General features: G+C 61.2%; 22 protein-coding genes and 1 pseudogene. 9 read left to right on the forward strand and 14 right to left on the reverse strand.

Annotated features, from left to right (window positions below):
* Positions 1 to 272: pseudogene (locus tag HX803_RS32570) on the reverse strand (hypothetical protein); the annotation flags it as partial.
* Positions 273 to 737: 465 nt separating this feature from the next.
* On the opposite strand from HX803_RS32570, the gene HX803_RS00610 reads away from it, so the two are divergent.
* Complete coding sequence (locus tag HX803_RS00610; protein ID WP_178918495.1) at positions 738 to 1,913, forward strand: tetratricopeptide repeat protein; 1,176 nt, start codon at positions 738 to 740, stop codon at positions 1,911 to 1,913.
* A 62-nt stretch (positions 1,914 to 1,975) separates the two neighbouring features.
* Here the strand turns inward: HX803_RS00610 and HX803_RS00615 are convergent, their stop codons facing one another.
* A complete protein-coding gene (locus HX803_RS00615) occupies positions 1,976 to 3,025 on the reverse strand; it encodes a S8 family peptidase (protein ID WP_178918496.1) in 1,050 nt (349 codons plus the stop codon).
* A 164-nt stretch (positions 3,026 to 3,189) separates the two neighbouring features.
* Between HX803_RS00615 and HX803_RS00620 the strand changes: the two genes are divergently transcribed.
* The gene (locus HX803_RS00620; protein ID WP_178918497.1) at positions 3,190 to 5,127 is read left to right on the forward strand and encodes an ATP-dependent DNA helicase RecQ; all 1,938 of its coding nucleotides are present in this window, start codon (positions 3,190 to 3,192) and stop codon (positions 5,125 to 5,127) included.
* A gap of 24 nt (positions 5,128 to 5,151) precedes the next feature.
* Positions 5,152 to 5,586, forward strand: coding sequence for a thioesterase family protein (locus HX803_RS00625; RefSeq protein ID WP_178918498.1), 435 nt, complete (start codon positions 5,152 to 5,154; stop codon positions 5,584 to 5,586).
* Positions 5,587 to 5,717: 131 nt separating this feature from the next.
* Here HX803_RS00625 and HX803_RS00630 read toward each other — a convergent pair whose 3' ends face one another.
* The 4 genes from HX803_RS00630 to HX803_RS00645 all read right to left on the reverse strand — a co-directional run bounded on the left by HX803_RS00630 (position 5,718) and on the right by HX803_RS00645 (position 10,705).
* Positions 5,718 to 6,197 carry a YMGG-like glycine zipper-containing protein gene (locus tag HX803_RS00630; RefSeq protein WP_178918499.1) on the reverse strand — a complete coding sequence of 160 codons (480 nt, stop codon included), beginning with the start codon at positions 6,195 to 6,197 and terminating at the stop codon, positions 5,718 to 5,720.
* Between the two features lie 338 nt (positions 6,198 to 6,535).
* Positions 6,536 to 8,884, reverse strand: a complete 2,349-nt coding sequence (locus tag HX803_RS00635; RefSeq protein WP_178918500.1) for an FdhF/YdeP family oxidoreductase — start codon at positions 8,882 to 8,884, stop codon at positions 6,536 to 6,538.
* Positions 8,881 to 9,720, reverse strand: a complete 840-nt coding sequence (gene fdhD, locus HX803_RS00640; RefSeq protein WP_178918501.1) for a formate dehydrogenase accessory sulfurtransferase FdhD — start codon at positions 9,718 to 9,720, stop codon at positions 8,881 to 8,883. Before fdhD ends, HX803_RS00635 begins: the two co-directional genes overlap by 4 nt.
* A 97-nt stretch (positions 9,721 to 9,817) precedes the next feature.
* Positions 9,818 to 10,705: a LysR family transcriptional regulator gene (locus tag HX803_RS00645; RefSeq protein ID WP_178918502.1), complete on the reverse strand. Its 888-nt coding sequence runs from the start codon at positions 10,703 to 10,705 to the stop codon at positions 9,818 to 9,820.
* A gap of 142 nt (positions 10,706 to 10,847) precedes the next feature.
* On the opposite strand from HX803_RS00645, the gene lysM reads away from it, so the two are divergent.
* Positions 10,848 to 11,288 (forward strand): peptidoglycan-binding protein LysM, encoded by a 441-nt coding sequence (lysM, locus tag HX803_RS00650; RefSeq protein ID WP_176997342.1) that lies wholly within the window; start codon positions 10,848 to 10,850, stop codon positions 11,286 to 11,288.
* A 141-nt stretch (positions 11,289 to 11,429) separates the two neighbouring features.
* Here lysM and yrfG read toward each other — a convergent pair whose 3' ends face one another.
* The gene (yrfG, locus tag HX803_RS00655; RefSeq protein ID WP_178918503.1) at positions 11,430 to 12,092 is read right to left on the reverse strand and encodes a GMP/IMP nucleotidase; all 663 of its coding nucleotides are present in this window, start codon (positions 12,090 to 12,092) and stop codon (positions 11,430 to 11,432) included.
* Positions 12,093 to 12,179: 87 nt separating this feature from the next.
* On the opposite strand from yrfG, the gene nudE reads away from it, so the two are divergent.
* A complete protein-coding gene (gene nudE / locus HX803_RS00660) occupies positions 12,180 to 12,746 on the forward strand; it encodes an ADP compounds hydrolase NudE (protein WP_176997340.1) in 567 nt (188 codons plus the stop codon).
* Positions 12,743 to 13,579 (forward strand): 3'(2'),5'-bisphosphate nucleotidase CysQ, encoded by an 837-nt coding sequence (gene cysQ / locus HX803_RS00665; protein WP_178918504.1) that lies wholly within the window; start codon positions 12,743 to 12,745, stop codon positions 13,577 to 13,579. The genes nudE and cysQ overlap by 4 nt, the downstream gene beginning before the upstream one ends.
* Positions 13,580 to 13,723: 144 nt before the next feature.
* Here cysQ and HX803_RS00670 read toward each other — a convergent pair whose 3' ends face one another.
* The 7 genes from HX803_RS00670 to rfbB are packed head-to-tail and all read right to left on the reverse strand — an operon-like array spanning position 13,724 to position 20,793.
* On the reverse strand, positions 13,724 to 14,179 hold the full coding sequence (locus tag HX803_RS00670; protein WP_178918505.1) for a YiiD C-terminal domain-containing protein: 456 nt from the start codon (positions 14,177 to 14,179) through the stop codon (positions 13,724 to 13,726).
* 26 nt (positions 14,180 to 14,205) lie between these two features.
* Positions 14,206 to 15,591: a sigma-54 dependent transcriptional regulator gene (locus HX803_RS00675; RefSeq protein WP_178918506.1), complete on the reverse strand. Its 1,386-nt coding sequence runs from the start codon at positions 15,589 to 15,591 to the stop codon at positions 14,206 to 14,208.
* Positions 15,588 to 17,396, reverse strand: a complete 1,809-nt coding sequence (locus tag HX803_RS00680) for an ATP-binding protein (RefSeq protein ID WP_176997336.1) — start codon at positions 17,394 to 17,396, stop codon at positions 15,588 to 15,590. The genes HX803_RS00675 and HX803_RS00680 overlap by 4 nt, the downstream gene beginning before the upstream one ends.
* 34 nt (positions 17,397 to 17,430) lie before the next feature.
* Positions 17,431 to 18,300 (reverse strand): dTDP-4-dehydrorhamnose reductase, encoded by an 870-nt coding sequence (gene rfbD / locus HX803_RS00685; protein WP_178918507.1) that lies wholly within the window; start codon positions 18,298 to 18,300, stop codon positions 17,431 to 17,433.
* Positions 18,297 to 18,842: a dTDP-4-dehydrorhamnose 3,5-epimerase gene (rfbC, locus tag HX803_RS00690; protein WP_178918508.1), complete on the reverse strand. Its 546-nt coding sequence runs from the start codon at positions 18,840 to 18,842 to the stop codon at positions 18,297 to 18,299. The genes rfbD and rfbC overlap by 4 nt, the downstream gene beginning before the upstream one ends.
* Complete coding sequence (gene rfbA / locus HX803_RS00695) at positions 18,839 to 19,714, reverse strand: glucose-1-phosphate thymidylyltransferase RfbA (protein WP_178918509.1); 876 nt, start codon at positions 19,712 to 19,714, stop codon at positions 18,839 to 18,841. Before rfbA ends, rfbC begins: the two co-directional genes overlap by 4 nt.
* Positions 19,711 to 20,793 (reverse strand): dTDP-glucose 4,6-dehydratase, encoded by a 1,083-nt coding sequence (gene rfbB / locus HX803_RS00700; RefSeq protein WP_178918510.1) that lies wholly within the window; start codon positions 20,791 to 20,793, stop codon positions 19,711 to 19,713. The genes rfbA and rfbB overlap by 4 nt, the downstream gene beginning before the upstream one ends.
* A 152-nt stretch (positions 20,794 to 20,945) precedes the next feature.
* On the opposite strand from rfbB, the gene HX803_RS00705 reads away from it, so the two are divergent.
* The 3 genes from HX803_RS00705 to HX803_RS00715 all read left to right on the forward strand — a co-directional run bounded on the left by HX803_RS00705 (position 20,946) and on the right by HX803_RS00715 (position 25,528).
* Entirely contained in the window at positions 20,946 to 23,849 is a 2,904-nt protein-coding gene (locus HX803_RS00705; RefSeq protein ID WP_178918511.1) for an aminotransferase, read from the forward strand.
* Positions 23,850 to 23,971: 122 nt separating this feature from the next.
* Entirely contained in the window at positions 23,972 to 25,078 is a 1,107-nt protein-coding gene (aguA, locus tag HX803_RS00710; RefSeq protein WP_178918512.1) for an agmatine deiminase, read from the forward strand.
* A 234-nt stretch (positions 25,079 to 25,312) separates the two neighbouring features.
* Positions 25,313 to 25,528, forward strand: a complete 216-nt coding sequence (locus HX803_RS00715) for a hypothetical protein (RefSeq protein ID WP_178918513.1) — start codon at positions 25,313 to 25,315, stop codon at positions 25,526 to 25,528.
* Positions 25,529 to 25,541 lie beyond the last annotated feature (13 nt).

Below are 25,541 nucleotides of genomic sequence, written 5' to 3' on the forward strand. Positions count from 1 at the left end.
CGCAGGAGTGGGTGAGGGGGAAGGGGGCGGTGGAAGCGGTATTTGTTGTGGCTGGCTAACATCGCAATACCCGTTACAAAAGCGATGATAGGCAGGCTCTCCACCTGTAATTCCTTTATCCAGGTGGGGGCGCAGAATAAGAGTGTCGGACCGGTTATCACAAGGACCAGCCCCCATCTTTTTCTGAGCCGGGGACGCTTGAATGTTTTTTCGACTAAAGCGGAAATGGTCAAGATGAGTGTCAGACCGATCCAGTACCTGTATTCGGTCATCGCATTAGCCACCCCGCTGCCAAGAGGCAAAGGCTTGCCAATGCATGTCGATTGCCAGGCAAGATGATCAAGCGCATCACTGTGAAGATGACGCCGTAATGGCCGATATATGCGCCCTTTCGATGTTCACAGATTTTTGTCGGAGTTATTGAAAGGCCGCTAGTTTCGGTTAGGCGAAGGTGAATTTTGTAGAGTAGGCGCAGGGAGATTTAAGCAGTTTGGGAAACATCTGGTGCGGTACTGGATGGTTTCTTACGGAGGCTTCCGATTTTTGGTTTGATGGGGATTCTCTGGGTGAAATTGATCGTTTTTACTCAGAGCCGGAGGAGCCAGAAGTGGGTGTTGGATGCGATAAAAACTACGTCACATTTTGTACAAAAATTCCTCCATCAGCCTGAATTCAGCGTATGTTTCTCCGCAAAATCTTGCAGGACGATTCCGTCCACTACTTAAAGGGAGTTAAGCATGGGTTTGCGTCGTGTCGCGTCGGCGATGTCATTGTGTGCGGTCGCTTTTTCCATCCAGGCCGAGCAATTGCCGATTGAAGTGCTGAGTGCGGTGGTGAAAGACCAGAAAATCGCTGATGCCGAAGTGTTGCTGCAGCGCAATGGCGCACAAAACGTGGTGGGTCGCACCAACGCCCAGGGTCAGGTCACGTTGACCAGTGAAGCCGCTGATGATTCCACCAACCTGCTGATTATCAAGAAGCCCGGCTATTCCAACCTGGTGGTGAAATGCCCATGCAAGGGCATGACCTACGCCATCAGCCCGGTGATGGAAAACCTCGACGGCCTGCGCGTGGTGTTGACCTGGGGCAAGACCCCGGAAGACCTCGACTCCCACATGATCTTCCCAGGCAACAACATCTACTTCGAGAACAAGAACGGCAACGATGCCGAGCTGGATGTGGATGACACCGACAGCTATGGCCCGGAAACCATCACCCTGCAGAAAAAGCACTACGGCGAAAGCTACGTGTATGCCGTACATGACTACACCAACGGGGGTAATCCAGGCTCGCGTCAACTGTCCAACAGTGAGGCCAAGGTGTTCGTGTACATGGGCCAATCCCTGGTGCGTACTTACTACGTGCCGAAAAACCGCAGCGGCAACCTGTGGACGGTATTCCGCATGACCGGCAGCGGCGACTTCCAGGACATCAATACCTTCAGCGGCGTGACCGTGAATGCCGCGAATGTGCTGAACGAAGTCAAGCCGCTGCTGGATGACAGCGTGGCCGTTACCGCAGTTGCGGTCAGCTCTTCCGCACAGACCGATGCGAAACGTCTGAACGTCCAGGGTGAAGCGGCCTACCAGGCGGGTAACCTCGACCAGGCCATCGACCTGTTCCGTCAGGCGATCGAGTTGGACAATGGCTTCGGCAAGGCCTATGGCAACCTGGGCCTGGCGTATCAAAAAGCCGGCAACACGGCCGAATCGATCTGGGCCAACCGCAAGGCCATCGCCCTGGCAACCGGTGCAAGTGCTGCGACGGTGCGCGCTGGCGCTTATTACAACATTGCGCGGATCTATGAAGCGGCGGGGCAGTTTGCCGATGCGTTGCGTCACTACCAGTTGGCCAAGGAACAAAAGGCCAACCCGGTGTACGACACCGCGATTGAGCGGGTGCAGAACCGCTGATCAATAGCGACACACGTTACCGACAACGCGCCCCGGTGGCGCGTTGTTTGTTTGGGCAATGGCTACTGACGTGAGGCTGCATCGAGGTCCATCAACCCTCGCCCATAGGCTTCGCTGTTGGCATAGATACCCGTTCGATTCGCCGTACTGAGCAGGCGCTCACGCACTTGTTGCGGCGTCATTTCCGGAAAGCGGCTTTGCAATGCCGCCAAGGCACCGCTGACCAACGCAGCGGCTGGCGAGGTGCCGGCGGTTGGTCCGTAGCTGCCATCCTTGTAGGTGGTCAACAACCCTGCGCCACCGTCGCCCCCTGGCACCGCGATGCACCAGCGTGCGGCGAGGCCACAATAATTGGATTTGAGATTGATGGCCGTGCCGTCGTTCTTAAGGGCCATGACGGCAATCCAGCCTTTCTCCAGTTCGGGCACCAGCGCTGGAAGGCCTGGTTCGGCGAGCGGTTCACGCTTGACCTCGTTGCCCGTTGAGAAAACGAACACTGCGCCTTCGGCCACCAGCTTTCTTGCCACGCCCAATGAGTCACCCATCAGGCGCTCATAGACGGGAACCTCGTTGGTGTTGGCTTCAATGGGATTTGCCCAAGAGTTACTGAAAATGCGTGCGCCTCGGGTAGAGGCGAGCTTCCAGGCCTGGGCGATTTCATTGTCGAAGTAGAACGGCTCCCGGTCATCACCGAAACGCATGGGTATCAACTTGGCGTTGAAGGCGATGCCGTGGATGCCCTGGTCATTCTTGTTTGCGGCGAGAATACCGGCCATCTGGGTGCCGTGGCCCTTGATGTCGAGGGTGCCTGGCTGCTGTCTCACGAAGTCGTAGCCCGGTTCGCCTACACGCCCGTCAAACTCGGGTAGCGCCTGGTTGAGGCCTGAGTCGATCAGCGCAACGTTGATGCCCTGGCCGGTGCCGCCTCGCGCGTAGAGAGAGGAGGCTTTAACGATCACCAGGGCTTTTTGTGCGAGGTATTCGGGCGTTTCGAAACGCTGTGCGTCCTCCTCGGCAGGCGTTCGGGCGGGGGCGTTTGCACAGCCCAGCAGTAACAACGACAGCATGAACATGACGAGGTGCTGCGGTGAAAACAGTGTGCATCGAGACATTCACGACTCCATGTCGGGGGTAGGTGATCTGGCGTGCTACTGTCTTCGTTTTTGCGCGGGCTTGCAGGTTTTCTCTGTATCAGTTTGTAGCGTTTATCCATGACCTTTTTTCGATCGCTGATCTATGTTTTTGACTCCTTCAGCGGTCAACGGAGTGACAGCCTATGCACGACACCCTCCAGCAGGTCTTTGGTTATCCACAGTTTCGTTTGGGCCAGGAAGAAACCGTCAGCGCGGTACTGGCCGGCCGTTCGGCAGCTGCGATTTTCCCAACCGGGTCAGGCAAATCCTTGTGTTACCAGCTGTCGGCGGTGTTGCTGCCGCATCTGACATTGGTGGTTTCACCCCTGTTGGCGTTGATGCAGGACCAGCTCGGTTTCTTGCAGCGCCACGGCATTTCGGCGGGCAGTATCGATTCGGCCCAGAGCCGCGATGAGGCCAATGACGTGATGGCCCGTGCGCGTTCAGGCGAGCTGAAAATCCTGATGATCTCCGTAGAACGCTTGAAGAACGAACGCTTCCGCAACTTCCTGCAAAGCGTGCAGATCTCGTTGTTGGTGGTGGATGAGGCGCACTGTATTTCCGAGTGGGGCCACAACTTCCGGCCGGACTATTTGAAGCTGCCGGACTACCAGCGCCAGTTCAATATCCCACAAGCCCTGCTGCTGACGGCTACCGCCACGCCTAAGGTGATTGCCGACATGCAGGCCAAGTTCGCCATTGCGCCGGGCGATGTGGTGACCACGGGCTTCTATCGGCCCAACCTCAACCTGTTGGTGGAGCCGGTCAGCGGCGCGGATAAGCGTCGTCGGCTGGTGCAGTGGATGAGTGAACGCGCTGATCAGCCAAGCATCGTCTATGTCACCTTGCAAAAAACCGCCGAGCAGATTGCCGAGCACCTGAACCGCAACGGCATCCAGGCCGAGGCGTATCACGCCGGTTTGCCCCACGATAAACGCGAGGGTATCCAGCAGCGCTTCATGGGCGGACGTTCCAATTGCATCGTTGCCACCATTGCGTTCGGCATGGGCATCGACAAGAGCGACATCCGCAATGTGGTGCACTTCGATCTGCCCAAGTCCATCGAGAACTACAGCCAGGAAATCGGCCGGGCCGGGCGGGATGGGCAACCCTCCGACTGCCTGGTGCTGGCCAATCGTGACAGCCTCAACGTGCTGGAAAACTTCGTGTACGGCGACACGCCCGAACTGGAGGGTATTCAACGTGTACTGGAGGAGTTGCAGGCTGCGCGGGGCGATGGACAGTGGGAGTTCTTGCTGAGGTCGCTGTCGGACCACAGCAACATCCGTGAGCTCCCGTTGAAGACGCTATTGGTGCAACTGGAGCTTAAAGGGGTGATTGCGCCGCGCTATGCGTTTTATGCCGAATACCGTTTTAAGTACTTGATTGAACCTGACGCCTTGCTGGCGCGTTTTTCGGGCGAGCGGCAGCAGTTTGTCGCAGCGATTATCCAGGTGTGCAAGCGGGCGAAAACCTGGGCGACGGTGGATTTCGACGCGCTGCACCAACAGCACAATGCCGAGCGCGGCCGGGTGGTGAAGGCCTTGGATTACTTCCAGGAGCAGGGCCTGATCGAGCTGGAAAGCAAGCAGATGACCGAGGTCTACAGCTTGCTGGATACCGATTTTGATCCAGAGGTGTTGAGCGCCGAGTTATACACAGGTTTCAAGCAGCACGAGGTGGGCGAGGTAGCGCGAATTCACGCGATGCTCGATCTGTTCGCCACCGAACATTGCCTGGGGCAACGCCTGGCTCAGTATTTTGGCGATGAAAATGCGCCCCAGCGTTGTGGGCATTGCTCTGTATGCCATGGCGACGTTGCACATCTGCCGCCACCACCCGGCTTGCCGCCGCTTGTGGATAAAAACTTCCTGGGGCTGTGCGGTGATTTTATCCACAGGCATCATGAGCACACGGGGCAATTGCCGGGCGCGGAACGGCTGACACGTTTCCTTGGCGGTATCAGCGTGCCGCTTTTCACCAAGCTGAAAGCGCGGGGCATTCCGGGTTTTGCCGCACTTGAGGACTACCCCTACGCCGAGGTGCGCGAGTGGGCCCAAGCCCATTTGAACGACCTTTGAACCCCCCCTTCACGAGATATGCCCATGCCAGACTCCGTGCCACAACGTGCCGATTACCCTCACTTCCAGCCGATCATCACGCGTTGGCACGACAACGATGTGTATGGCCATGTGAATAACGTGACCTACTACAGCTTCTTCGACACGGCGGTGAACACCTACCTGATCGAACAGGGTGGGTTGGATATTCATGACGGTGAAGTGGTGGGGTTTGTGGTGAGTTCGGCGTGCGATTACTTCGCGTCGATCGCCTTTCCCGAGCGCATCGAAATCGGCCTGCGGGTGGGCAAGCTGGGTAACAGCTCAGTGCAGTACGAATTGGCGGTGTTCAAGCAGGGCGAAGAAGAGGCCTGTGCGGCGGGGCGCTTTGTGCACGTCTTCGTGGATCGGGGGACGAACCAGCCGGTGACGATTCCGGGAATGTTGCGCGAAGCGTTGCAGCGCTTGGTGGTTCTTTGAACATAACAAATACCCACTGTAGGAGCTGGCTTGCCAGCGATGGCGGTGGGTCAGCCAACTAAGTATCAGCTGACACTCTGCTATCGCCGGCAAGCCAGCTCCTACAAGGGATTGATCGTGTTCTTTAGCTCTTACCGGTGACGGTAGTGGTGCTTGTTCTTGCGGTGGCCATAGGCATGCCCGCGGCCATGGTGGTCATCACGGTCATAGCGGCGGTTATCGCGCCCACGATAGCGGCGGTCGTCGTCATCGCTCTTGTTGCCCATGTAGTTGCCCAGCGCGCCACCTGCACCGCCGCCCGCGGCTGCGCCGATCAGGCTGCCGGTACTGCCGCCCATGCTGCGGCCGACCACGTTGCCACCGGCTGCGCCCAACGCGCCACCAATGGCCGCTTCGCCACGGCTGCGCTTGTCAGCGCCGACCGCACTGCCGCCTGCGCCGCCCAAGGCTGCGCCGATGGCCGAACCGGTGTTGCCGCCGATCTGCTGGCCGACAACCGAACCCAAAACCCCGCCCAATGCGCCGCCCACACCGGCTTCGGTGGTGCCACCGGCCATGGCTGCGCCACTGACCAGGCCAAGGGACAACAAGAGAATCGAGGAGAACTTCATAGGGAGACCTCAAGAGGATGACGGCGCGATCCTGAGGTTGTATCGAGACGCTGACAATCGAAATCCGACCGGTGGCAGCAGTTGTATACAATTTACTAAGTTGCTGTTTTTTATGGGGAACTTAAGTGATTTTTGCAGGTCTTTAGCTACTTCGGAACGGCCGCTTTTATGCAAAAGCGGCCTTTTTTATGCCCGGAATTTGACCCGGCATCGTTCCCGTTGCCTGCATGGGAGCACTCACTGCAGGAGCCGGCTTGCCGGCAATGGCGTCGGTGCAATCAACGCAAGGCTTAAGGGCCGCATCGCCGGCAAGCCGGCTCCTACAGTTGTAAGGGTGATCAGGCCGAGCGGGCCATAATCAAGCCGTTGTCGCTTGCTGCTTCCAGGCGAATCGCCACGAATTTCGACGTTGGCGTATGGCTGCCATCGCCGGTGCTTTCCAGGGGCACCAGTGGGTTCACTTCCGGGTAGTAAGCCGCCGCCTGCCCCGCAGGAATATCGAACGCCAGCAAGGTAAAGCCTTTCACGCGGCGCTCGCGGCCGTCTTCCCACAACGACACGATGTCGGCCTTCTGCCCTGGCTTGAAGCCCAGGCGGATGATGTCGGCTTCATTGACGAACAGCACGTCACGCTGGCCTTTCACGCCACGGTAGCGATCGTCCAGGCCATAGATGGTGGTGTTGTACTGATCGTGAGAGCGCATTGATTGCATGATCAGGTCCGGCACCTTGCCCGTCGCGTGGGTGCGCTCGTGGATCAAATCCTTGGGCAGGATGTTCGGGCGGAAGTTGGCGCGCCCCGACGGGGTGTTCCAGCGGCGGGCGCCGGCCGCGTTGCCCAGGTAGAACCCACCTGGGTTTTTGATCTTCTCGTTGAAGTCCTTGAAGCCCGGGATAGTGTCGGCAATCAGGTCGCGAATGCGCCCGTAGTCGGCCACCAGCCAATTCCAATCCACCGGTTTGCTGCCCAGGGTGGCGGCGGCGATACCGGCCAGGATGGCAGGCTCGGACTTCATGAATTTCGACAGCGGCTGCAACTGGCCGTTGGAGCCGTGAACCATGCTGAACGAGTCTTCCACCGTCACCGCTTGCGGGCCGTCGGCCTGGATGTCGATGTCAGTACGGCCCAGGCACGGCAGGATCAGCGCGTCTTTGCCGTGCATCAGGTGGCTGCGGTTGAGTTTGGTGCTGATCTGCACGGTCAGGTCGCAATTGCGCAGGGCCTGGAAGGTGCGCGGGCTGTCTGGGGTGGCTTGGGCAAAGTTGCCGCCCAGGCCGATGAACACTTTGGAACGACCTTCGAGCATGGCGTGGATCGCTTCGACCACGTTGTGCCCGTTCTCACGCGGCACCTGGAACTGGAAGCGACGCTCCAGGGAATCGAGGAACGCCACCGGTGGGCGCTCGTTGATACCCATGGTGCGGTCACCCTGCACGTTACTGTGGCCACGCACCGGGCACAGGCCGGCGCCAGGGCGGCCGATATTGCCGCGCAGCAGCATCAGGTTGGCGATTTCCTGGATGGTCGGCACCGAATGGCGATGCTGGGTGATGCCCATGGCCCAGCACATGATCACGTTCTTGCCTTTGGCGTACATGCGCGCCGCTTGCTCGATCTCCACCAGCGTCAGGCCGGACTGCTCGACGATTTCATCCCAGGAGGTGTCGTCGATCTTGCCCAGGTACTCCAGCACGTTGGCGGTGTGCTCGTTGAGGAAGTCGTGGTCGAACACGGCTTCCTTGCCTTCGGCCTGGGCCTGGCGTTCCCACAGCAGCAGGAACTTGGCCATGCCACGCAGGATGGCCATGTCGCCGCCGAGTGCCGGGCGGAAGTAGGCGGTGTTGGTCGGCTTGTCACCGTTGGTGAGCATTTCCAGCGGGTGCTGTGGGTGCTGGAAACGTTCCAGGCCGCGCTCTTTCAGCGGGTTGATGCACACCACCTGGGCGCCACGCTTCACCGCTTCGCGCAGCGGTTCGAGCATGCGCGGGTGGTTGGTGCCCGGGTTCTGGCCCCATACGAAGATCGCATCGGCATGTTCAAAATCATCGAAGGTCACGGTGCCTTTGCCGACGCCCACGCTTTGCGCCAGGGCTACGCCACTGGCTTCGTGGCACATGTTCGAGCAATCCGGGAAGTTGTTGGTGCCGTAGGCGCGCACGAACAGCTGGTACAAATACGCCGCTTCGTTGCTGGCGCGGCCCGAGGTGTAGAACTCGGCCATGTCCGGGCTGGGCAGGGCGTTGAGGTGCTTGCCTACCAGGTCGAACGCGGCTTCCCAACTGATGGGCTGGTAGCGGTCGGTTTCGGCGTCGTAGCGCATCGGTTCGGTCAGGCGGCCTTGGTACTCCAGCCAGTAGTCGCTTTGCTCCAGCAGCGCAGTGACGCTGTGCTTGGCGAAGAACGCCGCGTCGACGCGACGCTTGGTGGCTTCCCAGTTCACGGCCTTGGCGCCGTTCTCGCAGAACTTCACCATGCCGCTTTCCGGCGAGTCGCCCCATGCGCAGCCCGGGCAGTCGAAACCGCCGTTCTGGTTGGTCTTGAGCATCATGCGCAGGTTTTTCAGCGCGTTGTCGCTGGTCAACCAGGCCTGCGCCACGCTGATCAGTGCGCCCCAGCCACCGGCCGGGCCTTTGTAGGGCTTGTAGCGCGGGGTTGGGGTTTGGTCGGCTTGATGGTGCATGCTCATGGTTGGTACTCCATCGCTGGGCTATAGACCCGCGGCGCGCTTTTCTGCGGCAGGTGGATGAGGTTGAGGTTGTGCCGGCGCGCCCATTGCAAGGCCAGGCCGGTGGGTGACGACAGGCTGACCAGGGTCTGGATGCCCGCGCGCAGGACTTTCTGGATCAATTCCAGGCTGCAACGGCTGGTGACAATTGCCAGGCCACCTTCGGTCGAAATCTTTTGGCGGATCAACGCGCCGATCAATTTGTCCAGGGCGTTATGCCGGCCGATGTCTTCACGGCCCAGCAGCAATTCGCCCTGGCCGTTCATGAACACCGCCGCATGCACGGCGCCGCTGTACTGGCCCAGGGGCTGAAAGGCGCTGATGCGCTGGCGCAGCCCATCGAGCCACGCGGCCGGTGGCAAGGGGGCACCCGGCAACACCTGGAGGTCCGGCAGGGCCTGTTCCACGGCTTCCACGCCGCACAAGCCACAGCCGCTGGTGCCTGCCAACTGTCGGCGCTGCTGCTTGAGGTTCCAGAAGGCACGGCTGGAAATCTGGACCTGGGCGTATTGGGCCGAGCCCGAACCACTGAGTTTCAGGTCATAAATGTCGCTAACGTCGGCGATAATGCCACTGCCCATGCTGAAGCCGACGATGAAGTCTTCCAGGTCCGTCGGCGTCACCAGCATCACCGCTTGGCTGATGTCGTTATAGGCAATCGCCAACGCCACTTCTTCAGCCAACGCGGTGCTGGCGACTTCAGTGTGTTCAAGATTGCAATACTGGTAGCTCTGGCTGGCGGCAGGCGCGGGCGTCTCAGAGGCAGGCGCCGCGCAGACTGGGCGCTTGGCGTTCATGGGGCAGTACCACCGACGGATTGATCAGTGTTTAGACTAGGCGCGACAAAGCGTCGCGTCTAATTGCCAGTACTGATCTACCGATAGATGACGTCGATCAAGACTCGTTTTGCGATTTCTGAAACAGCGCGAAACAGGCTTCGGCCAGCGCCGAGCGTGGGGCACTGCGACGCATGATCAGCCCCAGGCGCGCCAGGGTATGGGCGTCTTCGATCGGTTGCAGGCGCAGGTGTTCGGTGAGCGCATCGAGCCCCCCTTCCAGCGGCATCACCGCGCAGCACAGCCCGCCGTGCACAGCTTGTAACAACTGATGGACGGCGTCGGTTTGCAGCAGCGGTTGTGGGTTGAGCCCCCGGCTGTGGAAGTTGTGGTCGATGGACTGGCGAAAGTGCATGCCGCTGGTGAGCATGCCCAGCGGCAGCTCGATCAGCGCTTCCCAGCTCAACGGCGTGTCACCGAAGCTGAAAAACCGCTGGTCATACAGCAGGCCCATACGGGTTTCGCCCAAGGCCAAGGAGTCGAAGCGCTCGTTGTCCAGGCGTTCCAGGTAGGACACGCCCAGGTCCAGCCGATTGCTGGCCAGCTGCTCAAGGATCTGCTCGGAGCTCAGCGCCGACAGCTCAAAACGCAGGCTGGGGTGTTCTTTGTGCAACTGCTGCATCAGGGCCAAAGGGTCGAAGCTCGACAGCGGCACCACCCCCAACCGCAATGTGCCCACCAGGTTGCCGCGACAGGCAGCGGCTTCTGCCTGCAAGCCATCATAGGCCGCGAGCACGGTGCGGGCCCACGCCAGCACCCGTTCGCCCGGCGCGGTAAACCCTTCAAAGCGCTGTCCCCGGTTGACCAGGGGAAGGTCCAGTTCCTCTTCCAGGTTGCGCAGGCGCATCGACAGGGTCGGCTGGGTGATATGGCAACGCGCTGCCGCCTGGCCGAAGTGACGGGTTTCGTCGAGGGCGATGAGGAATTTCAGCTGTTTGATGTCCATCTTCGCTCCGTGGGCTTGCTCCAATAGCGAGGGGATTCTAACGCGTGTAGGAGTCGTCTGGTCATTGGTCGGGCTGGAACCAGGTTCTGTAGGACTGGTCTAGTCTTTGGCATCTGGAACCTAAACCCCAAGGAGAGCAAACATGAGTATTTTCAGCTTTGTGAAAGAGGCCGGCGAAAAGCTGGTCAAGCTGTTGACGCCAGGCAACGCCAACGCCAGCGAAGATCTTAAAAAGCACATTGAGGACGTGGGGCTGGGCAACCCGAACGTGCATGCCACCGTCGACGGTGACAAGGTGACGATCAGCGGTGAAGTGGCCAGCCAGGAAGAGAAAGAAAAAATCATCCTGGCGGCAGGCAATATTGCCGGGGTGGCCAGTGTCGAGGATCAGATTACCGTCTCCGGCCCGGCGGTTGCCGCCGCCCGTTTCGTCGTAGTGAAAAAGGGCGACACACTGAGCGCAATTTCCCTGGCGGTGTATGGCAACGCCAACCAGTACAACAAGATCTTCGAGGCTAACAAGCCGTTGCTGTCCCACCCGGACAAGATTTACCCAGGGCAGACGTTGCGTATTCCTGAGTAACACGCCTACGAGAGGTGGGTGCTGGCTTATGTGGGAGCCGGGCTTGCCCGCGATAGCGGTGGATCAGGTAGAGAGGTCTTGCCTGACACTCTGCTATCGCGGGCAAGCCCGGCTCCCGCATGGTTATTGGGTCACATAGGTTTAGAGTCCGGCAATGAGGTCTCGATAGTCTTCGACGGCTGCAAACTCTGCAGTGTCCTTTGGCCCTTTTTTGCTGTCCGGTTCTCTTACCGCCAGCAGATGCCCCACACCAAAGTCCCGGGCGCTGCGCAGGATCGGCAAGGTGTCATCGATAAACAGGCTGCGCGCCGGGTCGAAGCCGATGTCGGCTTGCAGAGCATCCCAGAACTGCGGGTTTTCCTTGGCGAAACCGTAATCGTGGGAGCTGATCAACCTTTCGAAATACGGCGCCAATTCGATGCGTTCCAACTTCAATGACAGCGAATCGCGATGAGCGTTGGTGATCAGGATCACCCGCTTGCCAGCCTGCTTGATCGCCGCCAGGAAGGTGTCGGCGTCCGGGCGCAGGGCGATCAGGTGGGCGGTTTCCAGCTTGAGGTCGCGCACCGGGATCTTCAGTTCGGTGGTCCAGAAATCCAGGCAATACCATTGCAACTGTCCAGCGTTATGCTCGAACAGAGGTTGCAACTCCAGCTCGGCCATGGCGCGGCTCACACCGTGCAACTCGGCGTACCGTTGTGGCAGGTGCTCCATCCAGAAGTGGTTGTCGAAATGCAGGTCGAGCAAAGTGCCGTCCATGTCCAGCAGGACGGTGTCGATGGCGTGCCAGGGCAGAGAGGGCATGGGCGGTTCTCATGTAAGTAAAGATATCCGACACAGACAATCGGAAAAGCCACGGTATAGTAACCCGATCACGCCAAGGAGCCGCTTATGCGCCAGAAACCCACCGTCCTCGCCCGCGAAATAGTCGCCAGTAGCCGTTTGTTCCGCGTGGAGGAAGTGCAATTGCGCTTTTCCAATGGCGTTGAACGAACCTACGAACGCCTGGTGGGCCGCGGTGCCGGTTATGGCGCAGTGATGATCGTGGCAATGATCGACGCCGATCACGCCTTGCTGGTGGAAGAATACTGCGGCGGCACGGATGAATATGAGTTGTCCCTGCCCAAGGGCCTGATCGAGCCCGGCGAGGATGTGCTGGCGGCGGCAAATCGTGAACTCAAGGAAGAGGCGGGCTATGGCGCGCGCCAATTGGAACACCTCACCGAGCTCTCGCTGTCGCCAGGCTACATGAGCCAGAAAATCCAGGTGGTGCTGGCCACCGACCTCTATGAAGAGCGCCTTGAGGGTGACGAGCCCGAGCCGATGCGGGTTGACCGCGTCAACCTGCGGGAGTTGTCGCAACTGGCGCAAAACGAGCAATTCAGCGAAGGCCGCGCCTTGGCCGCGCTGTACCTGGTACGAGACCTGTTGACCCAGCGTGGAGCGTTTATCGCATGAGCGAACTGTTTTTAGGCCACCCGTTTATTGCCCCCGTGATCGAGCTGGCGCGTCAGGCGGGTGAAGCGATCCTTCCATATTGGCGGGCCGACGTGGCTGTCACGTCCAAGTCTGATGACTCGCCGGTGACGGCGGCAGACCTGGCCGCTCACCATCTGATCCTCGCCGGGCTCACCGCGCTGGACCCGAGTATTCCCGTATTGTCTGAAGAAGACGCCGATATCGACCAGAGCGTGCGCGCCGGTTGGCAGCGTTGGTGGTTGGTGGACCCGCTGGATGGCACCAAGGAATTCATTTCCGGCAGCGAAGAGTTCACCGTCAACGTCGCCCTGATCGAGCAAGGCCGCGTGGTATTTGGCGTGGTGTCGATGCCCACCAGCGGCCGTTGCTACTTTGGCGGCGCCGGTCTTGGGGCATGGCGTTCCGATGTAAATGAGGCGCCCAAGCAGATTCAGGTACGCCAGACGCCAGCCGCCGGCGAGGCCTTTACCGTGGTTGCCAGCCGTCGGCACACCAGCCCCGAGCAGGAGCGTTTGCTGGATGGTTTGAGCGAAGGCCTGGGGGAACTGAAACTGGCGAATATCGGCAGCTCGCTGAAATTCTGCCTGCTGGCCGAAGGCAGCGCCGATTGCTACCCACGGTTGGCGCCGACGTCGCAATGGGACACCGCAGCAGCCCAGGGCGTGCTGGAAGGGGCGGGCGGCGAAGTGCTGGAGTTGAGTGGCGAGCCGTTCAGCTATCCGGCGCGGGCGTCGTTGTTGAACCCGTTCTTTTTGGCATTGCCGGCCAAGGCGGCATGGCGTGAGCGGTTGCTGACCCTGGCCCGTTCTTAAAGCCACAGCAGATCAAAAATGTAGGAGCGGGCTTGCTCGCGAAAGCGGAGTGTCAGCCAGATATCTGGTGACTGACACACCGCATTCGCGAGCAAGCCCGCTCCCACACAAGCCAGTTCCCACAGTTATTTTGTGTTGTGGCGGTTAACGGTGCAGGACGTACTGGCCAGTAAACGCTACGGCATGCTCCTCACTGCCTTCATTCACAATCCACGTCTCCAGCGTCAGCCGCGCACGACCATAGCGCTTGTAGGTCGCTACAAAGCGCTTCCACACCTTCTCCTCCGGTGCCTGGCACACCACCGTCGCGTCCCGGGTCACCGGCAGCGGGTAGCTGATCTGCCCCTCCTGAATCACGATGTGCCCGTCTTCAATCCCTTCCTCACGCAATTGCAGGTGCAACCAACCCCAGCCCGCCAGCACGGCACCGCAATAGAGGCTGCCGCCAAACATGGTGCTCTTGTGATTGATGTTGGCTTGCAAGGGCAGGTGCAGCTGCAATTGGCCGTGTTGCCAGTCGAGCACCTTGAGGCCCATTTCCCGGGTGAGGGGGATGTCGTGGTGAAGGATGGATTCCAGGTAACGGCTGTCGCGGCTCATGGGGGCCTCGTGGCGAGTGGGGTGGGTCATTCGTCGTCGGCGCCATGGTTGGCGCTGTCGGCGAAGTTCAGGCCGTGTTTGCGCAGTTTGTCGTGCAAAGTCTTGCGCGGCACGCCCAGGGCTTCGGCGAGGCTGCGCAGGGAGCTGTGGGGGCGAGTCAGTTCGGCGGCGATCAGGCTTTTTTCGAACTGCTCGACTTGCTCGCTCAGGCCACCTTTGGTGGAGGTCAACACGCCGGCAGACGGGTTGTCCGGTGTCGCGTCCAAGGCCAGCTCCAGGCCCAAGGCAAATCGTTCGGCGGCGTTTTGCAGTTCCCGCACATTGCCCGGCCAGCTGTGGCGCAGCAGCAGTGCGCGCTGGCCCGGCTGCAGCTCGTGCAGCGGCAGGCCGTGGCGGCTGCTGGCTTCGTCGGCAAAGTGCTGGAACAGCATCAACGCATCTTCGCCCCGCTCGCGCAGCGGCGGAATGCGCAGCGGCGCAACGTTGAGACGGTAATACAAGTCGGCACGAAAGCGGCCCTGGTCGGCGGACTGACGCAGGTCTTCCTTGGTGGCGGCGATGATACGGATGTCCAGCGGGATCAGCTGATTGCCGCCCAGGCGCTCCACTACGCGTTCCTGCAACAGGCGCAGCAGCTTGACCTGCACATCCAGGCTCATGCTTTCGATTTCATCCAGGAACAGCGTACCGCCGTTGGCAAACTCGAACTTGCCGATACGGCGCTTTTGCGCGCCGGTAAAGGCACCAGGCTCATGGCCGAACAGTTCGCTTTCCACCACGGACTCGGCCAGGGCACCGGCGTTGATCGCCACAAACGGCCCGCTGCGTCGGCTCGATAGATCGTGCAGCGCACGCGCCACCACCTCTTTACCAGCACCGGTTTCGCCAAGGATCAGCACATCGGCCTTGGTCGCCGCCAGCGCGCCAATCTGCTCGCGCAAGCGCAGCATCTGCGGGGAATGCCCCACCAGGCGCGTGCTCAGTTGCTGGCGATCGCTGAGGGCCAGGCGCAGGCTGCGGTTGTCCAGCACCAGGCGGCGCAGGGCCAGGGCGCGGCGCACGCTGTCGAGCAAGGCATCGCTGGCAAACGGTTTTTCCAGGAAGTCATACGCGCCGGCGCGCATGGCCTGTACCGCCAGCGGCACATCACCGTGGCCGGTAATCAGCAGCACGGGCAGCTCCGGGTCCTGGCCGTGCAGTTCGGCCAATAGCTCCAGGCCGTCCATGCCGGGCATGCGGATGTCGCTGACCACCACGCCCGGCCAATCGCGGGACAGGCGCGCGGTGAGGCCGCTGGCTTCGCCCAGGGTCAGGACTTTCAGCCCGGCCAGGTCCAGGGTCTGGCACAGGGCCTGACGCAGGTGTGGATCGTCGTCGATCAACACCACCTGGATCCCGTTATCGATACTCATACACTGCGGTCCTCGGACGGTTGCAGACTGACGCCCGGCGAACCGGCACGCAATTTCAAGGTTAACAGCGCGCCGCCTTCCTTGTGGTTGGCGAACAACAATTCGCCGCCGAAGGCGCGCATCAGGGTGTCGCAGATAGCCAGCCCCAAGCCCAGGCCCTGGGTGCGGGTCTTGGTGGTGTAGAACGGCTCGCTGGCGCGGCCCAATGCTTCCATGCAAAAACCCGGACCGTTGTCGCGGATGTACAGGTTGACGCCCTGTTCGGTGGTTTGGGCACTCAACCAGAGTTTACGCGGCGGGCCTTTTTCGGTGAGGGCGTCGAGGGCATTGGCCAGCAGGTTGCCCAATACCTGGCGCAGTCGGGTTTCACCGGCTTGTACCCACAGGGTTGCCTCGGGCAGGTCGCGGATCAGCTCGACTTCCATTGACCGCCGCCGTTTGGCCAGCAGTGCCAGCGCATCGTCCAGCGCCGGTTGCAGCGCCACGCTCTCGGGCGCATGGCGGTCACGGCGGGCGAAGGCACGCAGGTGGGCGATGATCGAAGCCATGCGCCCGGTCAGCTCGCTGATCAGCTTGAGGTTGCCCCGGGCGTCGCTGGTGCGTTCGTGGTCGAGCAGGATCTCGGCGTTTTCTGCATAGCTGCGGATCGCTGCCAGGGGCTGGTTGAGCTCATGACTGATACTGGCCGACATGGTGCCCAGCGCCGACAGTTTGCCCGCCTGCACCAGGTCATCCTGAGCGCGCACCAGTTCCTGCTGCGCGTGTTCACGCTCCAGCACTTCCTGTTTGAGGCGCCGGTTGAGGCCCTCCAGGTCGCTGGTGCGCTCCACCACGCGCATTTCCAGCTCGCGACGCGCCTTGGCTTCAAAGGCGATGCGCTCCAGGTAGTGCCGGCGGCGCTGCATCATCAGGCCCAGCAGCAACATCAACACCAACAAGGTGGCGCCGCCGACGGCAACCACCGTGCGCACCGGGCGGCTGATCAGCGAACGAGGGGCGAGAATTTCGACGTTCCAGCCGGTTTCGGCGATGGCCGTGGACTGACGCAACCAGGCGGTGTTGCTCAGGGCCAGTGGTTGTGGGTCGCGGGTCGGGTAGGGCTGGATCGCGATGATGGCCTGGCGTTCTTCGGTGGTCAGCGGCCGGGTGGCGCGGAACCGCCATTGTGGGCGCGAGGTGAGGATCACCACGCCGTTGTGGTCGGTCACCAGCAGTTGTTCCGGGGTGTTGCCCCACAGGCTTTCGGTGTGGTCCAGGTCAACCTTGACCACCAGCACGCCGATGATCGTGTCGCCGTCGCGCACGGCGGCGGCGAAGAAGTAACCGCGCTTGGCTGAAGTGGTGCCCAGGCCGAAGAACCGCCCCAGGCGCCCGGCCATGGCTTCGCTGAAGTATGGCCGGAAGGAAAAATTGCGCCCGACAAAACTGTCCTGCTTGTCCCAGTTGGAGGCGGCCAGGGTCTTGCCGGTGGTGTCCATCAGGTACATCACCTCCACGCCGGCCTGGGCGGCGACGTCCTTGAGCAGGAGGTTGGCGTTGACCAGGTTGGTGCTCACCTGGGGCGCGTCCAGCGCGGTGCGCAGGGCGGGCAGGTCGCCGAGGATCTGCGGCAGCACTTCATAGCGGTGCAGGGTGCCGAGCAAGTTGGCGACGTACAGGTCGAGGGTCTGGCGGTTCTGGCCGGCCAGTTCGTTGCGGTAATAGCGCTCGGCCAAGTGCTCCAGCGGCCACAGCAGCGGCGCCAGGCACAGCGCCAACAGCGCGAGGCTGCGCCAACGGGGTCTTCGCGGAAGGGATGGAGTCATGAGTCGTGCGCCTGTGGGTACAGGCGCATTATGCCTAGTGCTGCTGTGCAAGACACTCGCGCAATGCGTCTTGCCATAGCGGCTGGCTGACCTGCCATTGCTGTTGCAGGCGGCTGCAATCGAGACGTGAGTTCAGCGGGCGCCTGGCCGGTGTCGGGTAGGCGCTGGAAGGGATGGCCTCCAGCTCGGCGCAGGCTTTGCCTTGGGCTTTCAGGTGCTCACCGATGGCCTGAGCAAAGCCAAACCAGGAGGTCTCGCCCTGGGCCGTCAGGTGGTAGATGCCCCAGGCGCCGGGTTGGCCTGCCTGCCAGCGCTCGATCAACGCGCGGGTGCTGTTGGCGATGCTCCCGGCCCAGGTCGGCGCACCGATCTGGTCGGCCACGATGCGCATCTGCGGCTTCTCTGGCAGCAGGCGTTGCATGGTCAGCAGGAAGTTCTTGCCGTGGTTGGCGTACACCCAGCTGGTGCGCAGGATCAGGTATTCGCCGCCCACCGCCGCAATCGCCTGCTCGCCCGCCAGCTTGCTCTGGCCGTAGACGCCCAGGGGGTTGGGCGTGTCGGCTTCGGTGTAGGGCGCGGGCTTGCTGCCGTCGAACACGTAGTCGGTGGAGTAGTGGATCAACGGAATGCCCAGGGCCTTGGCTTCTTCGGCCAGCACGCCGGGCGCGATGGCGTTGATGGCAAAGGCGGCGTCGGGTTCGCTCTCGGCCAGGTCCACAGCGGTGTGGGCCGCAGCGTTGATAATCAGGTCGGGGCGCTGGGCACGTACGTGCTGGCGAATCTGCTCGGCGTCTGCCAGGTCCAACTGGTCGCGCCCCAGCACGATGAGTTCGCCCAGGCCCTGGAGCCGCTGTTGCAGTTCGCGGGAGACTTGGCCGTGCTGGCCGGTAATGAGGATTTTCATGGGAACAGGTCGGCTTCCATCAGGGGCTTGCCGGCCTGGTCCTTGGCCGACAACTGCGGCGTTTCGGACAGTTCCCAGTCGATGGCCAGCGTCGGGTCGTTCCAGAGAATGCTGCGCTCAGCGCTTGGCTGGTAGTAGTCGGTGGTCTTGTACAGGAACTCGGCGTGGTCGCTCAGCACCACAAACCCGTGGGCGAAGCCTTCCGGCACCCACAGCTGGCGATTGTTCTGTGCCGACAGGCGCACCCCCACCCACTGGCCGAAGTTCGGCGAGCTGCGGCGAATGTCCACGGCAACGTCGAGCACTTCACCGGCGATGACGCGCACCAGCTTGCCCTGGGTGTGTTCCAGTTGGTAATGCAGGCCTCGCAACACGCCCTTCTGCGAACGTGAATGGTTGTCCTGCACAAAGTCGCGTTTGAGCCCGGTGGCCGCTTCAAAGGCCCGGGCGTTGAAGCTTTCGTAGAAAAAACCGCGCTCGTCACCGAACACCTTGGGTTCGAGGATCAGTACGCCGGGCAAAGAGGTTTCAACAACATTCACTGGTTTTCTCCGGCCAACGAGTACAGGTATTGACCATAGCCGGTCTTGCCGAAGTACTTGGCGCGCTCCAGCAGATGGTCACGGTCGATCCAGCCGTTTTCGTAGGCGATTTCTTCGAGGCAGGCGACCTTCAGGCCTTGGCGATGCTCGATGGTCTGCACATAGGTCGACGCTTCGAGCAGGCTGTCGTGGGTGCCGGTGTCCAGCCAGGCAAAGCCGCGGCCGAAGCGTTCTACGTGCAGATCGCCACGCTTGAGGTAGGCGTTGTTGACGTCGGTGATCTCCAACTCGCCACGGGGCGAAGGCTTGACCGCCTTGGCGATCTTGATCACGTCGTTGTCGTAGAAGTACAGGCCGGTGACGGCGTACGGCGACTTGGGCTTGGCCGGTTTCTCCTCGATGGACAGGGCACGGCCTTCCTTGTCGAAGTCGATCACGCCGAAGCGCTCCGGGTCCTTGACCCAGTAGCCGAACACGGTGGCGCCGGATGGGCGTTCTGCAGCAGTACGCAACTGGTCGCCGAAGTATTGGCCATGGAAGATGTTGTCGCCGAGGATCAGGCACACTGGGTCTTCGCCGATGAATTCTTCACCGATCAGGAAGGCCTGGGCCAAGCCGTCCGGTGTCGGCTGCTCGGCATAGGTGAAGCGCACGCCGAACTGGCTGCCATCACCCAGCAGGTTACGGTACTGGGGCAAGTCCAGTGGCGTGGAAATCACCAGGATGTCCTTGATGCCAGCCAACATCAGCACCGAGATCGGGTAATAGATCATCGGTTTGTCGTACACCGGCAACAGTTGCTTGGACACGCCCAAGGTAATGGGGTGCAAACGGGTGCCGGAACCGCCGGCCAATACGATTCCCTTTATCATGCAATCAGATCCTTCAAGTCGGTGTTGCCCAAACGTTCGCCCTGATAGCTACCGTCCTGGACCCTGCGGCACCATTCCAGATTATCGAGGTACCACTGCACGGTCTTGCGCAGGCCTGTTTCGAAGGTTTCCTGCGGAACCCAGCCCAGTTCACGTTCGATTTTGCTGGCGTCGATCGCATAGCGCTGGTCGTGGCCCGGACGGTCCTTGACGAACGTGATCAGGTCGGTGAATTTTTCGACGCCGGCCGGGCGCTGGGGCGCCAGCTCTTCCAGCAAGCCGCAGATGCCGCGTACTACGTCGATGTTCTTTTGCTCGTTATGGCCGCCGATGTTGTAGGTCTCGCCCACTACGCCTTCCGTGACAACCTTGAGCAACGCCCTTGCATGGTCTTCGACGAACAGCCAGTCGCGCACTTGCAGACCGTCGCCATACACCGGCAAAGGCTTGCCCGCGAGGGCGTTGAGGATCACCAGCGGGATCAGTTTTTCGGGGAAATGGAACGGCCCGTAGTTGTTCGAGCAATTGGTCAACAGCACCGGCAAGCCGTAGGTGCGCTGCCAGGCGCGTACCAGGTGGTCGGAGGCCGCTTTGCTGGCTGAGTAAGGCGAGCTTGGTGCGTAAGGGGTGGTTTCGGTGAACAGGTCGTCCACGCCATGCAGGTCGCCGTACACCTCGTCGGTGGAAATATGGTGGAAGCGGAACGCACGCTTGGCCGGCTCATCGAGCTTCTGCCAATAGGCGCGGGTGGCTTCCAGCAGGCTGTAGGTGCCGACGATATTGGTCTGGATGAAGTCCGACGGACCGTCAATGGAACGGTCGACATGAGACTCGGCAGCCAGGTGCATGATCGCTTGGGGCTCGAAGCGGGCCAGTACGGCGCTGACGGTTGGCTGGTCGATGATGTCGGCCTGCACGAATTCGTAGCGGCTATTGGACGCGATGCTGGTCAGCGACTCGAGGTTGCCGGCGTAGGTGAGCTTGTCCAGGTTGAGCACTTCGTGCTCGGTGTGTTGGATCAGGTGACGGATCAGGGCGGAGCCGATGAAGCCGGCGCCGCCGGTGATAAGAATGCGCATGTCGAGGGCCTTTTCCTTAGACGGACACTTGGCGAATGAAGCATAGCTTGAGTTGTGAATCGGGCCGGTGCAAGCGCGATATACGTGAGGGGGTTGCCTAACCCCCTATAACAGTGGCGATATAGACGCCTAAAAAAACAGAGGTCGTCACAATGTTGCTTGCCACCTTGATCCATCGCGCCAGTTTGCCTTGCCCGCAAGTGAGCCCTGATCAGGCAGCCCGGCTGTTGTTGCAGCATTACGACCTCGCCGGCACGTTGCAGTCACTGGGCAGCCAGCAAGACCTCAATTACAAGGTCGACAGCGCCCGCGGCCGCTTTGTCCTGAAAATCTGCCGGGGCGACTATGCCGCCGTGGAGCTTGAGGCCCAGCACGCAGCCCTTGAATACCTGCAGGGCCAAGTGCGCGTCCCCAAGGTGATTGCGGCCCGAACAGGTGAAGCGTTGCTGACCGAGAGCGTCGACGGTCAAACCGTACGCTTGCGGTTGCTGGACTATATCGACGGCGAACCCCTGACCCACCGCCCGCACCTGGGCCGCGATGTGATCGCAGGCTTTGGCGACCTGTGCGGGCGGATGAGCCTGGCGTTGGCCGATTTCACGCACCCCGGCCTGGAACGCACCCTGCAATGGGACCCGCGCCACGCTCAGGAACTGATCACCCACCTGCTGGCGACCCTGGAGGACCTGCCCCATCGTGCCGCGCTGGAGCAGGTGGCCGACCAGGTGGACGCCGCTATTAAGCCGCTGGCGCAACATTTGCCTTGGCAAGCCGTGCACATGGATATCACCGACGACAATGTGGTGTGGCAACGCGACGCCCAGCGGCGTTGGCAGGTCCAGGGCGTGATTGACTTTGGCGACCTGGTGCACACCTGGCGTATTGCCGACCTGTCGGTGACCTGCGCGGCGCTGCTGCACCATGCCGAGGGCGATCCGTTTGCCATTTTGCCGGCGATCCAGGCCTGCCACGCGGTCACCCCGTTGCAGCGTGAAGAGCTGCAAGCGCTGTGGCCGTTGATCGTCGCCCGTGCGGCGGTGCTGGTGTTGAGCAGCGAGCAGCAGCAACGGCTGGACCCGGACAACACTTATCTGCTGAAAAATGCCGAGCACGAGTGGGAAATCTTTCAAGTTGCCACGTCGGTGCCGTTTGAGTTGATGGAAGCCGCGATCCTGCGCTGTGTCGGTGAGACGTTGCCACCACTGGCCAACCAGGATTTCGCGCCGTTGCTGCCTGGCCTGGTCGGGCGTGAGTTCGCGTTGATCGACCTGGGCGTGCTCAGCCCGCACTTCGAGGCCGGTAACTGGGAGCAACCGGGCATCGACCGGCATTTATTGGATGAAGCCGCGAGGGTGCACGGGCTGGCCGCCAGCCGTTACGGGCAATACCGTTTGTCGCGTACCCGCCCTGACAGCGCCGAAGAGCCGCAGACACTGGCGCTGCACGTGGAACTGCACCTGCCCCATGGCACGGTGTTGGAAGCGCCGTTTGCCGGGACCTTGCACCCGGGGGCCGACGGTTTACTGTACTTGCGCGGCGCTGAGACGAGCCTGCGCCTGTGGGGAGGAAAAACGACGCTGGCTCAGGGTTCGACGCTGGTGAAGGGGCAGGTACTGGGCGAGGTCCAGGCTCCGCTGGTCGTACAGTTGTGCCGTGGCGACCTTGAACCTCCCTTGTTCTGCACACCGTCTCGCGCCCAGGCGTGGCAGGCGATTTGCCCCTCGCCTGCCGAGCTGCTGGGGTTGGCCTGTGATGCCGAGCCCGAACTCGACCCCGAGGCCCTGTTGGCACGGCGCGACGCCAGCTTCGCCCGTTCGCAGAAACATTATTACGTCGACCCGCCGCGTATCGAGCGCGGCTGGCGCAACCACTTGATCGACATGCAGGGCCGCTCCTATCTGGACATGCTCAACAACGTGGCGGTGCTGGGGCACGGCCACCCGCGCATGGCGGCGGTGGCGGCGCGGCAATGGTCGCTGCTCAATACCAACTCGCGTTTTCACTATGCGGCGATTGCCGAGTTTTCCGAACGGTTGCTGGCGCTGGCGCCGGCTGGCATGGACCGGGTGTTCCTGGTCAACAGCGGTACCGAGGCCAACGACCTGGCGATCCGCCTGGCCTGGGCCTACAGCGGCGGCCGCGACATGCTCAGTGTGCTGGAGGCGTATCACGGGTGGTCGGTGGCGGCAGATGCGGTGTCCACCTCCATTGCCGACAACCCCCAGGCCCTGAGCAGTCGCCCGGACTGGGTGCACCCGGTGACGGCGCCGAATACCTATCGTGGTGAGTTCCGTGGGCAGGACAGCGCCCCGGATTACGTGCGAAGCGTGGAACACAACCTGGCGAAAATCGCCGCGAGCAAACGCCAGCTGGCCGGTTTCATCTGCGAGCCGGTGTATGGCAATGCCGGTGGCATCTCCTTGCCACCCGGTTACTTGCAGCAAGTGTATGGGCTGGTGCGCGCTCAGGGCGGCGTGTGCATTGCTGATGAGGTGCAGGTGGGTTACGGCCGCATGGGGCATTTTTTCTGGGGCTTCGAAGAGCAGGGTGTGGTCCCCGACATCATCACCATGGCCAAAGGCATGGGCAACGGCCAGCCATTGGGCGCGGTGATCACCCGTCGTGAAATCGCCGAGGCGTTGGAGGCCGAGGGGTATTTCTTCTCGTCGTCGGGGGGCAGCCCGGTCAGTTGCCGGATCGGCATGGCGGTACTGGATGTCATGGAAGAAGAAAAGCTGTGGGAAAACGCCCAAGAGGTCGGTGGGCATTTCAAGGCGCGCTTGGAAGCACTGATCGACCGTCACCCCTTGGTGGGGGCGGTTCACGGTTCCGGCTTCTACTTGGGCTTGGAGCTGGTGCGTAATCGACAAACCCTGGAACCGGCCACGGAAGAAACCGCGCTGCTGTGCGACCGCTTGCGCGAGCTGGGGGTTTTCATGCAACCGACGGGCGACTACCTGAACATCCTCAAGATCAAGCCGCCGATGGTCACGACCAAACGCAGCGTGGATTTCTTTGTCGGCATGCTCTCGAAGGTGCTGGATGAACAGCTGTAGATAGTCGATTGTTATCGGCTAATGAATGTCATATTTCGTAGTTATTATATTTTGTCGCTTCTAAAGCCGATTTATATCCGTTATAAAGTCGGCATTTACCCCCATTCGGAGTCCTGATCGCCATGACCACCCTGCACAGCACGCCCCGCGCCGATGGCTTTCATATGCCTGCCGAGTGGGCGCCACAGACCCAGACCTGGATGATCTGGCCGGAGCGCCCGGACAATTGGCGCCTGGGCGGCAAGCCGGCGCAGGCAGCTCATGTGGCGGTGGCCAAGGCCATTGCGCGTTTTGAGCCGGTGACCGTGGCGGTTTCTGCCGGTCAGTACGAAAACGCTCGCGCTCGCCTGGATGTGCCCAATATCCGCGTGGTGGAAATGTCCAACGATGACGCCTGGGTGCGCGACACCGGCCCGACGTTCGTCATCAACAACAGTGGCGAAGTGCGCGGCGTGAACTGGGATTTCAACGCCTGGGGTGGTTTTGAGGGCGGTCTGTATGCGCCGTGGAACCGCGATTCCCAGGTGGGCGGCAAGATTCTCGAGATCGAGCGCGCACCGCGTTACCGTACCGAAGGCTTCGTGCTGGAAGGTGGCTCGATTCACGTCGACGGCGAAGGCACGGTGATCACCACCGAAGAGTGCCTGTTGAACCACAACCGCAACCCGCACCTGAACCGTGGGGAAATCGAGGCGGTGCTCAGCGACAACCTGGCGGTGGATAAGGTCATCTGGTTGCCGGATGGCTTGTTCAACGACGAAACCGACGGCCATGTGGATAACTTCTGCTGCTACGTGCGCCCGGGCGAAGTGTTGCTGGCCTGGACCGATGACCCGCAAGACCCGAACTACGCCCGCTGCCACGCCGCCATGGACGTGCTGCAAAGCAGCACTGACGCCAAGGGCCGCTCGTTCACAGTGCACAAGATGCCGATTCCGGGGCCGCTGTATGCGACCGAAGAGGAATGTGCGGGCGTGGACCCGGTGGACGGCAGCCAGGAACGCAACCCGACCGTGCGTCTGGCCGGTTCCTACGTCAACTTCCTGATCGTCAACGGCGGCATCATCGCCCCGAGCTTCGACGACCCGCTGGACAGCCAAGCCAAGGAAATCCTGCAGAACCTGTTCCCCCAGCATGAGGTGGTGATGGTGCCGGGTCGTGAACTGTTACTGGGGGGCGGCAATATCCATTGCCTGACCCAACAGCAGCCAGCCCCGCACAAAAACTGAGTGCAGTTGTAACAACGTCTGGCCGACGATCGGGTGCTACTCGGTTTCAGCGCCCACAGCAAGCCCGCGGCCTAGCAAGGTCGCGGGCTTTTTTGTGTCCGGATGCCCATAAACACGGGACATTGGCATAGCTCTTGTATCGGTGTTGCGACAGTGACCCAAGGTGATGACTGCGCAGTTCTGTCACAAACCTTGAGTAAGTTAGCCGCTCACGCAGTAGGAGAGAGCGCTGAAATGAATGCCGATATCAACCTGATGTACACGCGCACCTTCCACCCCCTGCGGGTCAACGGTGACGCTATCCACGCGCTGGCGCTCTGGTTGAAGGCAAATGGTTCGCGTCAGGTCAGGCAGCAGCCCGACCTGCGCAGTGTGATGAGTGAACGTTACCCGGCGGGGTTGTTCAGCGAAGATGAAATGACGGCGCTGTGCGAATTGATGCACGACTGAAGAACACTGATAT

Source organism: Pseudomonas sp. P7548 (assembly GCF_013386585.1).
Lineage (GTDB): Bacteria > Pseudomonadota > Gammaproteobacteria > Pseudomonadales > Pseudomonadaceae > Aquipseudomonas.

Coding starts and splice junctions, on each gene's coding strand:
- HX803_RS00715 (WP_178918513.1), top strand. CDS start 25,313: ATGAATGCCGATATCAACCTGATGTACACGCGCACCTTCCACCCCCTG.
- HX803_RS00625 (WP_178918498.1), top strand. CDS start 5,152: ATGCCAGACTCCGTGCCACAACGTGCCGATTACCCTCACTTCCAGCCG.
- HX803_RS00610 (WP_178918495.1), top strand. CDS start 738: ATGGGTTTGCGTCGTGTCGCGTCGGCGATGTCATTGTGTGCGGTCGCT.
- rfbA (WP_178918509.1), bottom strand. CDS start 19,714: ATGATAAAGGGAATCGTATTGGCCGGCGGTTCCGGCACCCGTTTGCAC.
- HX803_RS00615 (WP_178918496.1), bottom strand. CDS start 3,025: ATGTCTCGATGCACACTGTTTTCACCGCAGCACCTCGTCATGTTCATG.
- HX803_RS00675 (WP_178918506.1), bottom strand. CDS start 15,591: ATGAGTATCGATAACGGGATCCAGGTGGTGTTGATCGACGACGATCCA.
- HX803_RS00620 (WP_178918497.1), top strand. CDS start 3,190: ATGCACGACACCCTCCAGCAGGTCTTTGGTTATCCACAGTTTCGTTTG.
- aguA (WP_178918512.1), top strand. CDS start 23,972: ATGACCACCCTGCACAGCACGCCCCGCGCCGATGGCTTTCATATGCCT.
- yrfG (WP_178918503.1), bottom strand. CDS start 12,092: ATGCCCTCTCTGCCCTGGCACGCCATCGACACCGTCCTGCTGGACATG.
- HX803_RS00680 (WP_176997336.1), bottom strand. CDS start 17,396: ATGACTCCATCCCTTCCGCGAAGACCCCGTTGGCGCAGCCTCGCGCTG.
- HX803_RS00670 (WP_178918505.1), bottom strand. CDS start 14,179: ATGAGCCGCGACAGCCGTTACCTGGAATCCATCCTTCACCACGACATC.
- rfbD (WP_178918507.1), bottom strand. CDS start 18,300: ATGAAAATCCTCATTACCGGCCAGCACGGCCAAGTCTCCCGCGAACTG.
- fdhD (WP_178918501.1), bottom strand. CDS start 9,720: ATGAACGCCAAGCGCCCAGTCTGCGCGGCGCCTGCCTCTGAGACGCCC.
- HX803_RS00645 (WP_178918502.1), bottom strand. CDS start 10,705: ATGGACATCAAACAGCTGAAATTCCTCATCGCCCTCGACGAAACCCGT.
- nudE (WP_176997340.1), top strand. CDS start 12,180: ATGCGCCAGAAACCCACCGTCCTCGCCCGCGAAATAGTCGCCAGTAGC.
- lysM (WP_176997342.1), top strand. CDS start 10,848: ATGAGTATTTTCAGCTTTGTGAAAGAGGCCGGCGAAAAGCTGGTCAAG.
- rfbB (WP_178918510.1), bottom strand. CDS start 20,793: ATGCGCATTCTTATCACCGGCGGCGCCGGCTTCATCGGCTCCGCCCTG.
- cysQ (WP_178918504.1), top strand. CDS start 12,743: ATGAGCGAACTGTTTTTAGGCCACCCGTTTATTGCCCCCGTGATCGAG.
- HX803_RS00705 (WP_178918511.1), top strand. CDS start 20,946: ATGTTGCTTGCCACCTTGATCCATCGCGCCAGTTTGCCTTGCCCGCAA.
- HX803_RS00630 (WP_178918499.1), bottom strand. CDS start 6,197: ATGAAGTTCTCCTCGATTCTCTTGTTGTCCCTTGGCCTGGTCAGTGGC.
- HX803_RS00635 (WP_178918500.1), bottom strand. CDS start 8,884: ATGAGCATGCACCATCAAGCCGACCAAACCCCAACCCCGCGCTACAAG.